Source organism: Rhodomicrobium vannielii ATCC 17100, from assembly GCF_000166055.1.
Classification (GTDB): Bacteria; Pseudomonadota; Alphaproteobacteria; order Rhizobiales; family Rhodomicrobiaceae; genus Rhodomicrobium; species Rhodomicrobium vannielii.
The window spans coordinates 1837734-1852224 of the sequence record NC_014664.1 but is presented as its reverse complement, the minus strand read 5'-3'; the positions used below and the strand labels follow the sequence as shown (position 1 = coordinate 1852224).

At 61.5% G+C, this 14491-nt stretch carries 9 protein-coding genes; 5 read left to right on the top strand and 4 right to left on the bottom strand.

Annotated elements, in window-relative coordinates; translation table 11 throughout:
- Nucleotides 1-31: 31 nt before the first annotated feature.
- From RVAN_RS08495 to RVAN_RS08485, 3 genes are all read left to right on the top strand, one after another.
- On the top strand, nucleotides 32-514 hold the full coding sequence (locus RVAN_RS08495) for a hypothetical protein (protein ID WP_013419334.1): 483 nt from the start codon (nucleotides 32-34) through the stop codon (nucleotides 512-514).
- A gap of 197 nt (nucleotides 515-711) precedes the next feature.
- On the top strand, nucleotides 712-2469 hold the full coding sequence (argS, locus tag RVAN_RS08490; protein ID WP_013419333.1) for an arginine--tRNA ligase: 1758 nt from the start codon (nucleotides 712-714) through the stop codon (nucleotides 2467-2469).
- 46 nt (nucleotides 2470-2515) lie between these two features.
- The gene (locus RVAN_RS08485) at nucleotides 2516-4465 is read left to right on the top strand and encodes an SPOR domain-containing protein (protein WP_013419332.1); all 1950 of its coding nucleotides are present in this window, start codon (nucleotides 2516-2518) and stop codon (nucleotides 4463-4465) included.
- Between the two features lie 186 nt (nucleotides 4466-4651).
- On the opposite strand, the gene RVAN_RS18895 is transcribed toward RVAN_RS08485, so the two are convergent.
- Together RVAN_RS18895 and RVAN_RS08475 are read right to left on the bottom strand one after the other, a co-directional pair.
- Nucleotides 4652-7816 carry a PAS domain S-box protein gene (locus RVAN_RS18895; protein ID WP_013419331.1) on the bottom strand — a complete coding sequence of 1055 codons (3165 nt, stop codon included), beginning with the start codon at nucleotides 7814-7816 and terminating at the stop codon, nucleotides 4652-4654.
- Between the two features lie 233 nt (nucleotides 7817-8049).
- Complete coding sequence (locus RVAN_RS08475; RefSeq protein ID WP_210160458.1) at nucleotides 8050-9669, bottom strand: chorismate-binding protein; 1620 nt, start codon at nucleotides 9667-9669, stop codon at nucleotides 8050-8052.
- Nucleotides 9670-9962: 293 nt separating this feature from the next.
- On the opposite strand from RVAN_RS08475, the gene RVAN_RS08470 reads away from it, so the two are divergent.
- A complete protein-coding gene (locus RVAN_RS08470; protein ID WP_013419329.1) occupies nucleotides 9963-11588 on the top strand; it encodes a GMC family oxidoreductase in 1626 nt (541 codons plus the stop codon).
- A 56-nt stretch (nucleotides 11589-11644) separates the two neighbouring features.
- On the opposite strand, the gene hspQ is transcribed toward RVAN_RS08470, so the two are convergent.
- On the bottom strand, nucleotides 11645-11977 hold the full coding sequence (gene hspQ / locus RVAN_RS08465) for a heat shock protein HspQ (protein WP_037234462.1): 333 nt from the start codon (nucleotides 11975-11977) through the stop codon (nucleotides 11645-11647).
- 73 nt (nucleotides 11978-12050) lie between these two features.
- Entirely contained in the window at nucleotides 12051-13085 is a 1035-nt protein-coding gene (locus RVAN_RS08460) for an HpcH/HpaI aldolase/citrate lyase family protein (protein WP_013419327.1), read from the bottom strand.
- Between the two features lie 174 nt (nucleotides 13086-13259).
- Here RVAN_RS08460 and RVAN_RS08455 point away from each other — a divergent pair, with 174 nt between their 5' ends.
- Nucleotides 13260-14435, top strand: a complete 1176-nt coding sequence (locus RVAN_RS08455) for a glycosyltransferase family 8 protein (protein WP_013419326.1) — start codon at nucleotides 13260-13262, stop codon at nucleotides 14433-14435.
- The last annotated feature ends 56 nt before the right edge of the window (nucleotides 14436-14491 follow it).

Here is a 14491-nt window from a genome sequence, read left to right as displayed (position 1 = left end):
CGGTTTTGACGGGAATCGGGGGCGGTCAACCATGTTCGCATCGCGAAAAAGCGTGATTGGCGTATCGGCGGCGTTTGCGCTTGCCGTGGTTCTGGCTGGCTGCGATGGCGGGCCTGATCTCGAAATCAACGCGCCGCTGCTTGATGCGGCTGGCGTGAACGTCAAGGAAACCCTGATGGGCAAGCCCGCGCCTGAGCCGAACCTTCAGGAGCGCGCTCCTCTCGTGATGCCGCCGGCGCATGCGCCACTGCCGGTTCCGGGTGAAGGGCCGCAACTTGCTTCCGCGCAGGCGTGGCCCAGCGATCCCGAGGAAGCCAAAAAGCAGGCCAAGAAAGACGCCGAAGTCAAGCGCAAGGAATATTGCCGCAACGGCGAATGGACTGACGACAAGGGCAACATCGACAGGTTCAACAAGAACGTCAATCAGGACACCCGTTGCCGTCCGGACTGGGTTTCGCGCGCCATCGGCACGACGAAGGACGAGGACGAGAACAAGGGCAAAAAGGTTCATTAGCGCGACGCGTGCCAGCCTCTTGGCGGCATCGAGAGTCCCCAGCCCAAGGCGCTTTTACTTGAGTTCTTGACACTCGGGCGCGTTGACGCAAGCGCTCGCGCCTTTGATCGCTCACGCTTGCTTTTCTTTGCTTGAGAACGGCTGCTTTTCGAGGCGATGGGATTGCGCGACATGCGCCATTTCGCCTATGAGAAGGCATGAACATTTTCCAGAATTTTGAAACGCGCATTCGCGACATCCTGCTCCAAATGCAGGCCGAAGGCATGCTGCCCGAAGATGCGAAGCTCGATACGTTCGTGGTCGAGCCGCCGCGTCAGGCGACCCATGGCGACCTCGCGACCAACGCCGCCATGGTGCTGGCAAAGCCTGCCCGCCAAAACCCGAAGGCGCTCGCTGAAGCAATCGCCGCGAAGCTGGCGCACGACCCGGACGTCGAGAAGGTGGAGATCGCCGGGCCGGGCTTCATCAACCTCACGCTGAAACCGGCGATCTGGGGCGACGTGTTGCGCACGGTGCTCACGCAAGGCGCCGACTACGGACGCGGCACGCTTGGAGCGGGCCAGCCCGTCAACGTGGAATATGTCTCTGCCAACCCGACCGGTCCGATGCATGTCGGCCATACACGCGGCGCGGTTTTTGGCGATGCGCTGGCGAGCCTGCTCGACTTCGCCGGGTTCAAGCCCGCACGCGAATATTACATCAACGACGCTGGCGCGCAGGTCGATGTGCTCGCACGTTCGGCGCATCTGCGCTACCGCGAGGCGCTCGGCGAGGATATCGGCGAGATCCCGGCTGGCCTTTATCCGGGCGACTACCTGAAGCCGGTCGGAGAGGCGCTCGCGAAGGAGTTCGGCGACACGCTCAGGGGCGATGAGGCCGAATGGCTGCCGAAGGTGCGCGAACGCACCATCGCCGCCATGCTCGACCTGATCCGCGACGACCTCGCCTCGCTCGGCATCAAGCACGAAGTGTTCTTTTCGGAGCGCTCGCTCACCGCGAACGGCGAGGACAAGATCGCCGAGACGATCGACTTCCTGAAAGCGAAGGGGCTCATATACGAAGGACGCCTCGCGCCGCCCAAGGGCAAGCTGCCCGACGACTGGGAAGACCGCGAGCAGACGCTTTTCCGCGCGACCGATTTCGGCGACGACGTGGACCGTGCGCTCAAGAAGTCGGACGGCTCCTACACCTATTTCGCGGCCGACATGGCCTACCACAAGACGAAGATCGAGCGCGGCTTCAAGACGCTCATCAACGTGCTCGGCGCGGACCACGGCGGCTACATCAAGCGTCTCACGGCGGCTGTGAAGGCACTGTCGGGCGGCGAGGCGCAGGTGGATGTGAAGATCTGCCAGCTCGTGCGCCTGTTCCGCGGCGGCGAGCCGGTGAAGATGTCGAAGCGCGCGGGCTCGTTCGTGACGCTGCGCGAGGTGGTGGACGAGGTCGGTGCGGGGCCGGTGCGTTTCATCATGCTGACGCGCAAGAACGACGCGACGCTCGATTTCGACTTCGAGAAGGTGCTCGAACAGTCGAACGACAATCCGGTGTTCTATGTGCAGTACGCGCATGCCCGCGCCTGCTCGGTTCTCGGCAAGGCGCACGAGGGCTTCCCGGATATGGATCTGTCACCTGATTCGCTCGCAAAAGCTGACTTTTCGCTGCTTGTCGACGATGCGGAGGTTGCGATCGCGCGGAAACTTGCGGAATATCCACGACTTGTTGAGCAGGCGGCGCAGGCCCATGAACCGCACCGCGTGGCGTTCTATGCGCATGAAATCGCAGCGTTATTCCATAGTCTCTGGGCGCGAGGCAAAGAACTGCCACATTTGCGTTTCATGGTTCCCGCAAGCTCGGACATTACAATGGCGCGAATGGCGCTTATAACAGGGACCGCGCTAGTATTGCGCTCTTCTTTGAAGTTGCTCGGTGTGGAAGCAATTTCAGAAATGCGTTAGTCCTGCCCAGGTCCGTGAACTAGCGAATATGGAGGACAATCGTTCGATGTCTACGAATGACGATTCGGCATCGCGGCGCGGACGTAGTCCTGTCGAGGGGGAGAGGCGAAACCCCGCCGCACAGGAACGCGACGAGAGATGGGAGCAATCGTCGTCGCGCGATCCAGCTTCCGGCGGGTATCCCGAGCAGCGCGGTCGTGAGCCGCAGCGCCCGGCATTCTCCAATTTCAGCCGCCACGCTTACGAGCAGCCGCGTCAGGTTCCGCAGCCGCCCGCTCAGCCTCCGTTCCCTGCGCGAAACGAGCCGCCGCGGTTTTCCGACCAGAGCCCGGCGAGCTATGTTCCGCCGCCGTCGCCCTATGCCCCTGAACCGGGCCCGCTCGATTATCGCAGGGATGCCGGCGACGATCTTTTCATGAGGGATACGCCGCAATTCGATCCGGCACCGTTCCCCGCGAAAGGCCCCGCCTATCAGGACGATCTCTACGATCAGCCCGTCCAGCGTCAGCAGGATCCTTACGCGAATCTGCCGGTCCGTCAGGCTCCGCCCGCGCCCCAGCCGCCGGCCCCGCGTCAGGACGACGCGGCCTACTACCAGCGGGAGGCGCGCTCCACGGTCGATGACTACGATCAGGGTTTCGCCGCGCAGGAAAGGCAGGCGTCGCGTTTCTATTTGCCGGAGGAGCAACCCCAGGCGCAGCCTCCGTTGCCGCCTCGGAGCGCGCAGCCGGACCGCGGATTTACGCCGCCGGCCGATCGAGGTTACGCAGTGCAACCGCCGAAAGCTCCCGTCGATCGCGGATATGTCCCGCAACCGCCGCAGCAAAGTGCCCCGGTTGATCGCGGCTACGCTCCGCAACAGCCTCAGAGCTTTGCTCAAAACACATATGCGCCGCAGCAGGAAGATTACAGCGCGCGCTTTCCCGCACAGGGCGGATGGGCTGACGACGCGGCTCCCCACGGCGACGATCTCGGCCGCCATAATCCCCACGCGGACGAACTCGATGAGGATTTCTTCGCGGACGAGGATGAACTCGAACAGGATCACGCGCCTCAGCGCAAACGCAGCCGGAAGCTTTTCGTCGCGATGGCGCTCGTCGGCGCTATAACGGTCGGCGGTGGCGGAGCGTATCTCTACAAGTCGATGAGCGGACCTGTGGACGAGACTGGCGTGATCCGCGCCGACCCTCGTCCGTTGAAAGCCGCGCCGGAAAATCCGGGCGGAAAGCAGTTTCCCAACGGCGAAAAGACGATCTACGACCGGTTGACGCCGGACGGGCAGCAGGTGCAGGCGGCGTTTGCGGCTCCGGCCTCCGCGCCCGCTCCGCAAAGCTATGCATCCGCGTCCACGAGCGGCGGCCAGCCGAATTCGCTTGAGGACCGCATAGACGAGGCGTTGCGTAAAGCCCAGCGCACCGGCGACGCGCCGCAGCCTTCGGGCCCCATCGCGCGCGGTCCCGATCTGCCCACAGTGGTGCGAAGCGAAGTCTATCGCCCGGATGGAACCCGCGTCGACACAAACCGCGCCCCGGCCCAGAGTATAGCCAGCGCGGCGAATGGCGAGTTGCCGCCGCCGTTCGGCAACGGGCCGTCCACATTCCCAACCACTCAAGCAGTTCCGTCTCCGGCACCTGCGGTTCAGCCGTTCCGCACCGGCGCCGTGTCGTCGGCCGCGCCCGTCACCCGGTCGGCATCGCTCACGCCGGCGGAACCTGCGACGGCGTATGCCACCCCAGCACCGGCGGGCAGCTTCTGGGTGTCCTTGAAATCCGCGCCCGACGAAAGGGCGATTCAGCGCGATATCCCCATCCTGGCGGACAAGTACAAAAGCGCGCTTGGCGCCGTGCCCCTTCAAGCGAAGATCGCAGACCTTGGTGCCAGGGGCGTCACGTATCGCGCTGTGGCGGGTCCGCTCGGCACGCGTCAGGAAGCGATGGACCTTTGTCAGAGGATCAAGGGTATCGGCGGTGACAAATCCTGCTTCGTGACAAACTAGTGCACCGCCAGCGCTTTTATGGTCAGAGACAGACGCGCCGATCAGGTTGGTTTAACCTGATCGGATAGGTCTCTAAACTTGATACTCAATGAGGTTGCGGCACGCGCGAAGGCTGATCCTAGGCTTCCGGTGAGGTTCGCTGGATGTCGAAGATGCAAAGCATGGACATCAATTGAGGCCGGACCACTAGATCGCTGGGCAGCGGCTGTCATCTCCCATGAGGCGGTTCAGTTCCTTCTTGAGAAGGTCTGGCCGCACCGGCTTCACGAGCGCCGGCACGCCTTCGAAAGCCTGCGGAAGCTGGTCGAGCGAGTATCCCGATACGATCACGAAAGGAATGCCGCGTCGATTGAGTTCGACCGCGACGGCTTCCGAGGTCTCCGATCCGAGATTGATATCGAGCACCGCAGCACTACAGCGGGATTTCTTCAGTATGTCGAAGGCTTGCGCCACGCTGCGCGCTGGCCCCAGCACTTCGAAGCGAGCTTCCCTAAGGCTGTGCACGATTTCCAGCGCGACGAGCGCTTCATCCTCTACGACAAGCACACACCTGCGCCCTGACTGCGGCCCTCCCGCCGGTGGCTTGGCCGGAACGGAGGCGGGCGATCGTCCCTCCACCATGTTCTTCAGCGGGCAGTGCAGGCGCCAAATCACACCGGACGGCTCGAAGTCGAACTGAACCTGCGCATCGAGGCTCATTTCCGTCATCGGTCCGAGAACCGTGGAACCGAATCCTTCCCTGGCCCGGGCGTTGACAGCCGGCCCGTGGGCCTCGCGCCATTCCATCTCGAAGCTGTCGGCATCTTCGCTCGCGTTCCAGCCGACGGACCAGCTTACGTGGATTGTTCCCTCGCTTGAGGAAAGCGCGCCATATTTGCCCGCGTTCGTCGCCAGTTCATGCAACGCCATCGCGAGCGTCTGCGCCGCCGGAGCGGAAATGAACAGCGGCGGACCGTCGAGTGAAATTCTCTCGCCGATAGCATCGCGAAAGTGAGCAAGCTGCGAACGGATCAGTTCCGTGAGAACGACGCCCTTCCATTCCGACTTGACGAGGAGATCCTGCGCAGCCGCAAGGGCGCGCACGCGCTCTTCGAAGCGTTCGAGAAAGTCCTCGGCATTGGTGGATACCGTCTGCCGCGCGATGGCCTGAACAAGGGCCAGCAAATTTTTGGATCGGTGGTTCACTTCTCTCAGCAGAAGCTGCACCTCCTCCTCATGCCGCTTTCGTTCGGTGATGTCGCGAATGGTGCCGGTGAAATAGCGCTTTCCCGCGAGATGCCACTCAGCGATGGCAGTATCGGCCGTGAAGATCGTGCCGTTCTTCCGCCGGTGCATGAGTTCGCGGCCACTCCCCATTATCATCGCCTTACCGGTTTTTAGATAGTTGGCGATATAATTATTGTGCAGGGCGAGGTTCTGCTCAGGCATCAGAATTGCGATGTTTTGCCCGGCAAGTTCTTCCTGGCTATAGCCGAATATCCGTTCGCCGGACGGATTGATCGACTGGATCAGCCCCTCGTCGTTGATGACGATAATGGCATCGACGGCCGTATCCACGATCGCGCGGAGACGTTCCTCGCTCTCCCGCCGGACTTCGTCCGCGCGGCAGCGTTCCAGAAAGTCGGTGGCCTGCCGTACAAAAAGGGCGAGCCTCTGAAAATCCTGCTCCGAGAGATCGTGCGGCTGCGAAAACTGCGTGGACAGCACGCCGAGCACCGTGCCGTCGCGTGAGACGAGCGGGCTGAACTGCGCGGCCCGAAACCCCAGAACGCCCGCGACTTGCGGGTATTGAGGATCGACAAAGCGCGGATCATTCAGAATGTCACTTATCGCGAGAGTCTCGCCGTTCCGTATTGCCTCGGCGAGAACAGGATAGTCATCAATCCTCGTTTCTTCGAAGGCGGCGACGAGGGCCTCATCGTAGCCGCGGACTGCTGCTATGCGTATAACTCCGCGCTCGGCATCGTAAACCTGGATCACGCCGCGATCCGCCCCCAGAAGCTCGATCGCCGCGCTGAGTACCTCATCGAGCCCGCTTGCGAGATCGCGGGCGCGCCAGAGCCTCGAACTGGCGTCGTTAAGGCGGCGGAGCGCCGCCGCGTCGCGTGCCAGCGTCGCTTCGCTGTCGCGCAGCGCCTTTTCAGTCTGTTTCCATTGGGTGCAATCGAAGAACGCACCAACGGCACCGCGCACCCCGCCCTTTTCGTCGAAAAGCGGCAGGGCGTTACCGTGGATGAATCGCGATGGGCCATCCGGGTAGTGAAGTTCCATATCCTCGCCGAGAACCGGCCGTCCGGTCCCGGCTGCTCGATGAAGGGGGGACTCGCCTTCCTCGACCAAGCGTCCATCTTTCGAAACTCTGACGACTTTGGGAAATCCGGCAACCTCAAGCTGCCCCGGCAGCCCGAGAATATCCTCCGCCATCCGATTGAGGCTCAGCCGCGAACAGGCGCGGTCTTCTCCGAAAATCACGGCTGCAGGCACAGCCTCCAGAACGGCTTCGAGATCCTGCCGCCTGAGCCGCTCGCGCTTTTCGCTCTCGCGCAGCGCCTCTTCGGCCTGCTTGCGCTTCGTTATGTCCGTCGCAAGCACCATCGCGAGGCGCGCTCCCCCTCCAACCTCATCGGGCAGCAGGGAAACGATCTTGCGCGTCCAGACGGGCCGCCCGCTCTTGTGCACATAGCGGCCTTCAACGTCGATGAATGAAATTTCGCCCGCCTGCATTGCACGGGCAAGTTCAACGTGCTCCTCGTATTCATCGGGATGGAATAATTCGGAAAAATGCTTTTCGCGAAGCTCACTCTCGGAATATCCGACGAGGCGGCTGTAAGCGCGATTGCATTCGAGGATATGGCCATCAGGGCCGGTGATGGCGATCCCGGCGATCGAATACTTGTAAATGCTGCGAAAGCGACTTTCCCAGAGGGCGCGGTCGATTTCGGCCTGCCGCTGCTCCGTCACGTCGATCAGCGTGCCGATGGAAAGCGCCACCTTGCCCGTTGCCGGATTGACGGGACCGAGCGATTGCCCCCGGTCCAGAATCCATCGGATCTCGCCGCCCGGTCGCACGATGCGAAACTCGTTGTGATATCGCCCTACCGTTCGCACGATGGCTTTCGCCGCGCCGCGGACGCGTTCGCGGTCATCGGGATGGATGCACGGCAGCACGCTGTCCATACATGCTTTGCTCTCCTCGGCGATGCCGAGCAGACGCCGCATATATCCAGACCAGCGCACCTTCTCGTTGGCGATATCGTATTCGTATATACCAAATCCAGCCGCTTCGCTGGCAAGCTCAAAGCAACTAAGAGCCCCTTCCTGCGATGAAAGCCCCGTTCTTTTGTCGCTCATTCCATTCATTTCACTTGAGGAAGCTGCCTTTCCCTCAGGCTGCTTGTCGCGGTAGCGAGGCGCTTCAAAACACGCTGTCGGAAACATCTATGAATAAAGCTACCCTAAGCTTCGACAAGACAAAAACAGCCTATGATGAGGATATGCACCTGCGAAAGCGCGCGCCTCGCAGCGTTCTGGCCGCAGAGCCGACTCTAGCGGCAGCGCCGCTGTTGTCCGGCGGACAAGGAAGATTACTCAATTTGCAGCCGAACGGAAATCAATCCTCGAAGAGTGTTAAGAAACATAATGTTGCTTGCTGCGACAATATCCCTTCGCGTTAACAGGTCTTCGGCGACATCGCCACGGGCGAGCAGCTCGGCGCGAAGCGTTCCCGGCAAGAGGCCGCAGGTCTCGGGCGGCGTAACGAGCTTTCCGTTACACATGATGGCGACGTTGCCTCGCGTGAATTCCGTGATTTCTCCGCGCTCGTTGAAAAGGAGCGTGTCGAAGATGGCAGTATTCTTCGGGGCGTGCGCTTCGTAAATGGCGCGGTTCGTCGTCTTGTGCCGCAGAAACTCGTCGTCGCTTGAGACGGGCGACTTCGCGAGCATCACGACGGGGTCCGCAGGCGTGTGCGGAACCGGGCCGGTCTCAAGCGTCACCACACCGTCTCGCGACAGAAGCAGGCGCAGGCGATGCGCGCCCGCCGCCAAGTCTGCGCACACGTCCGCAATTGCGCGGCGGACCTCGGCCTCGTCGAAAGGAAAGCCGAAATGCTCCGCCGCGCGGGCGAGCCGCGACATGTGGCGATGCAGGATCACAACCGCGCCGTTCTCGATCCTCATCGTTTCCAGCAACTCGAAAGGGGCGCTCGCGCGGAGAAGGAAACGGCGCTTCATGATGCACTCCTCATATTCGTCGGCGGCATTCGAATCCCACGTCACGCCACTGCCCACGCCACAGACGGCGGTGCCGTTCGCGATGGCGACCGTTCGGATGCCGACGCTGAATGTCGCCGCGCCGCCCGGTTCGATGATGCCGAGCGCCCCGCAATAGGGGCCGCGCGGGCCGGTTTCGAGCGTCGCGATGGATTTCATCGCCGCGATCTTCGGCGCGCCGGTGACGGAGCCGCATGGGAACAGCGCGGCGAAAATATCGGCGAGCGCGGTTTTGGGGCTGGCGGTGCCGGTGACGGTCGACGTCATCTGCTGCACGGTTGGCAGTTTCTCGATGGAAAACAACTTAGGCACGCGGACCGTGCCCTCGACGGCGACGCGCGCGATGTCGTTGCGCAGAAGGTCCACGATCATGAGGTTTTCCGCGCGCTCCTTGGGCGAGGCCAGCAGCGCTTCTGGAGGCGCATCAGCGCGCGCGGTGCCCTTCATGGGGCGGGCGAGCAGCGCGCGGGTTCGCGGCTCCCACGCGAAGAACAGTTCCGGCGAGACGGACGCGATCTGACATCCCCGCGGCACACCGCCGAAATCGAGATAAAGCGCGTAGGCGTGCGGCTGCGCGCGTCGCAGCGCTTCGAACAGGCCGCGCGGGTCGCCCTCGAAACGCGACGCAAGGCGCATGGTGAGGTTCACCTGATAATGCGCGCCTTCGGCGATGCCGTCGCGAATGTGCGCGATCTTCTCCGCGTAGGCAGCGTGTGTCATGTCGGCTTGCCAACCCGCGCAGGCGAATGCCGAGGGCGCTTCGCACGGCGGTGTCGGCGCGTCGAACACGGCGAACGCCGCCAGCGGAAAGCCTGGGTCGGGCGCGAGCGTCCTTAAAGCCGTGTCAAAAGCCGCCGCCGCCTCATAGGCCACGAAACCGACAGCCCAGCGGCCCCCCTGCGCCTGGGCCTCCGCCTCGCGGATAACTGGCATCACCTCTTCCATACGCTCCGCGACGAGCAGCGCGCGAGGCGAGGCGAAGCCGAGGCTCAGCGGCGGCGCGTCGTCCTTGGGGAAATCGATGAAAGCGCGGGCGTACAGCGGGCGATCCTGAGGCTTCGGAGGTGTTGCCGGAGCGTATCAACGCAACCGGCCGCTGCAAACAGGTTTCGCACGCGAGGCGACACACGGCTAAAGGCGAAGACGCCGCTCACGGTGCGGGGGCTTGCGCCCGGCCCATGCGGGGAGCAATCTGGACGAAAAAGATACATAAGCTCGGAGGAAACATGGGCTACGATTATATCATCGCGGGCGGTGGCTCGGCGGGCTGCGTGCTCGCGAACCGGCTCTCTGCCGATCCGTCCGTCAAGGTGGCGCTTCTCGAAGCGGGCGGGCGCGACTGGAATTTTCTCATTCATATGCCGTCGGGCTATGCGGGCCTGATGCGAACCGGCTGGGTAGACTGGGGCTATCACACCGAGCCGCAGGCGGGCCTCAACGGGCGGCGGCTCTATTGGCCGCGCGGGAAGGTGCTCGGCGGCTCAAGCTCCGTCAACGCGATGATCTACATTCGCGGCGTGCCGAGCGATTACGATACGTGGGCGCAACTCGGCAATCGCGGCTGGGCGTGGGACGACGTATTGCCTTACTTCAAGAAGGCGGAAAACTATGCAGGCGGCGCGGACGAGTATCACGGCGGCAACGGACCGCTAAAGGTGTCGCGGCCGGGCGTCGTCAACCCGCTGAACGTGGCCTGGATCGAGGCGGGCAAGCAGGCCGGCCACCCCTACACGGACGATTTCAACGGTGCGTCGCAGGAAGGCTTCGGCCCGATAGACTGTACGGTGTCGAACGGGCGTCGCGCGAGCGCCGCGGTGTGCTACCTCAAGCCGGTGATCGACCGGCCGAACCTCACCGTGATTACGCGGGCGCAGGCGACGCGCATCGTGGTGGAGAATGGCCGCGCGGTCGGCGTGGAATACGCCCAAGGCCGCGAAAAGCGCACCATCCGCGCCGAACGCGAGGTGATCGTGTCGGGCGGCGCGATCAATTCGCCGCAACTGCTGCTGTTGTCAGGGATCGGCCCGGCGGACGAAATCGCGCCGCACGGCATTGAGCCGGTGCACCATCTGCCCGGCGTCGGCAAGAACCTTCAGGACCACATCCACGGCGCGATCAAGCATTACTGCCCGAAGCCCGTCTCCTACTACAACATCGTGAAGCCGAGCGCGCTCGTCCGGCATGTCGCTTATTATCTGATGACGCACAAAGGCCCGGCGTCGATCGTGGGGCTTGAATCGCTCGCGTTTCTCAAGACGCGGCCCGAGGTGGTCGCGCCCGATGTTCAGTATCACTTCGCGGCGATCCTATATGCCGATCACGGGCGCAAGATGATCCAGCGCCATGGCTATATGGGCTATTACAACATGCAGCGGCCGCATGCGCGCGGCGAGATCGTGCTGAAATCGGCTGACCCGCTGGCGCATCCGGCGATCCAGCCGAACTATTTGCAAAACGAGGCCGACCTGCGCACGCTGCGCGACGGCTTCAAGATGCTGCGCGACGTGTTCGCGCAGGCTGCGTTCGATCCGTATCGCGGGGAGGAGTTTCAGCCGGGCGACACCGTGCGCACCGACGCCGAAATCGACGACTACAACCGTCGCACGGCCGAGACGATCTATCACCCGATCGGCACCTGCAAGATGGGGCAGGACGACATGGCGGTGGTGGACGAGACGCTGCGCGTGCGCGGGCTGGAGGGCTTGCGCGTTGTGGACGCGTCGATCATGCCGCGCCTTATCAGCGGCAACACCAACGCGCCGACGATCATGATCGCGGAACGGGCGGCGGATATTATCCTGTCGGGTGTGGTGGCTTCGTCAGATTCGGGTGACGCGGCGATGGCGGCCTGACCCAGCATCCGCCTTCCGCGCCAAGGCGGCCACGCGCGCCGCCTTGCCTCGCCACGTCAGTTCGCGCTTGGCCCCCGGAAGCGGTAGCCGCCATTCTCCAGCTCGTCGAAAAGCTCGTCGAGTTGCGGATGGCGCAGCGGCTCGCCGCTGTCGTCAGGCAGAAGGTTCTGCTCGGAGACATAGGCGACGTATTCGGTCTCTTCGTTCTCGGCAAGCAGATGATAGAACGGCTGATCCTTCTCCGGACGAATATCCTCCGGGATGGCCAGCCACCATTCATCTGTGTTCGCGAACTCGGGGTCGACGTCGAAGATAATTCCCCGAAATGGGAAAAAGCGATGCTTCACGACTTCCCCTATGGCAAACCGCGCGCGCCGTTCTTTCGCCATGGCGTTATTGAGTTCTTCCCGCATCCTTCAAAAACTTCGCACTAATGCTTCTGGGCTACAAGATGTCACGCGGTCACTGGGAAGTGCCGTCTTTCGCGTCGACGAGGTTCGCGAGGTCGACGATCACCTTGGCCTGCTTCCAGGTCGCGTCGTCCTGCATCTTGCCGTCCACCATCACCGCGCCCGTGCCGTCCGGCATGGCTTCGAGGATGCGCCGGGCGAAGGCCGCCTCGGCTGGGTCCGGCGTGAACACACGACGCGCGATCTCGATTTGAGAAGGATGCAAGGTCCATGCCCCGGCGCAGCCTTGAAGGAAGGCGTTGCGGAATTGCGCTTCGCACGCCGCCGTGTCGGAGAAGTCGCCGAACGGGCCGTAGAAGGGTTTGAGGTCGTAAGTTGCGCAGGCGTCTACCATGCGGCCCACGGTGTAATGCCACAGATCCTGCTGGAAGAAGGCGCGGGCTGCGTCGCCCGACGCGTCAGCCAGCACGCCATAGGACGGATGCCCGCCGCCGACGCGCGTCGTCTTCATGGCGCGGCTCGCTGCAAGGTCCGCCGGCCCCAGGCTCATGCCATGCATGCGAGGGCTCGCGCCCGCGATGTGGTCGACATTCGCCACGCCTTCCGCCGTCTCAAGCAGCGCGTGGATCATGATAGGCTTCTTGATGTTATGCTTCGCCTCAAGCTGGGCGAGCAGCTGGTCGAGATAGTGGATGTCCCACGGGCCTTCCACCTTCGGCAGCATGATGACGTCGAGCTTGTCGCCGACCGCTGCAATGATCTCGACGATATCGTCGAGCACCCACGGGCTGTTCAGCGCGTTGATGCGCGTCCAAAGCCCGGTGTTGCCGAACTCGTTCTCCTGCGCGAGCTTGATGAAGCCCTTGCGCGCGGCTTCCTTCTCGGTCGCGGGGATCGCGTCTTCGAGATTGCCGAGCACCACGTCGACCTGCTTGATGAGGTCCGGCACCTTCGCGCGGATCTTCTCAACATGCGGCGCGACGAAGTGGATCATTCGTTCGAGGCGCACGGGCTTTTCCACGAACGGAGCCGGAGCACCCGCCGCGAGGGCCTTGAAAAATTTGGATGGGGTCTTTGTCACTGCCATTGGAGCCTCCGCGAATGCTCCCTCTATTTGCCCGCGCTGAATCCGCGGGTCAAGAACGGGAGAGCCTGCCCGCTCCGAAAGGCGTAATAGGCATGTTCGCGCAGACAGGATTTGCCCCTCGTCGGATTTTGAATTAAGCACCTAAACACATCATTTTTGGGAAAAGGTCTTTATATGTCGCTTACCCTATCGGAAGCCCCTTCCGACCACGTGCGGGAGACACAGGGGCGTTCGCATGTCATTGCCGAAGATGGCACCCAGTCGCCGACCATCGAACCGGCTTTTCCAGGCGCTGCCACGGCAGTTCCTGTCGTGATGTGCTTCAACCGCAGATATATGCCGGGAGGTGCTGCGCTTATCGCGTCGATTGCTGAGCACGCGTCGCCCAACAGACTTTATGATCTCATCGTCTTCGCCGATGATTTGGCGAGCGAAGATCGCGATATGTTACGCAATGTTTGCGATAAACCAAACATATCCCTGCGATTTTTCGACGTCAGTCGATGCTTCGACGGAATAAACTTCATTACTCACTTCCATTTTAGGAAGGAGAACTTCTATCGGCTCAAAATCCCGGACTTGATGAGGGATTTTGACAAAGTTGTGTATATCGATGCGGACACGATCACCAATCGGGATCTAGCTGATCTTTACGATATCGATGTCGACGGATACTATATCGCAGCCGTCCGCGATTTCGCGATGATTGCAACACAGAATAAAAAGATGCTGGATATAGTTGGGAAAAAAATATACTATGAAACTTATGTCAAGGATTATTTGGGATTGATTGGCATAAGTAATTACTTTAATTCTGGATTAGTATTGTTCAACATAAACAAAATCAATGGATCTCAAATTTCTGAAAGGCTTATAGCATTGATCGGGACGAAATTATTTGCTTACGTCGATCAAGATATTTTAAATATTGTTTTCGAAAACAAAGTGAAATTGATAGATTATTCATGGAACATGGTAATCGACTGCGAGCGGTTATATCATCTCTCGGAACCGGATCTGTATGCGCGTTATCTTGATGCGGGTGCCGCACCTCATGTGGTCCATTACATAGGCGGCAATAAGCCGTGGAATGATCCGACGGTTCATATGGCGGAATATTACTGGCGCTATGCAGCAAAGACACCGCTTTATGAAAAACTGCTTCGAGAAATCCGTGAGCGCCGCGAAAACTCTGGGGCATCCTCACAGCCAGAGCGGAAAATGCATCCCGGTCTCAGAAGTATCCGCTCTTCGGCGCAGATCATAGGCTACATGCTTTTTCCGATTGGCAAGCGACGGCGCAAGAAACGGAAGGCGATCCTGAAATTCGCACGGGAACGCTGTTTCTGATTTCTCCGCGAAAAAGCCGCGTGGGACGCACGCGGCTTTCAATGCATGCGGTTTAT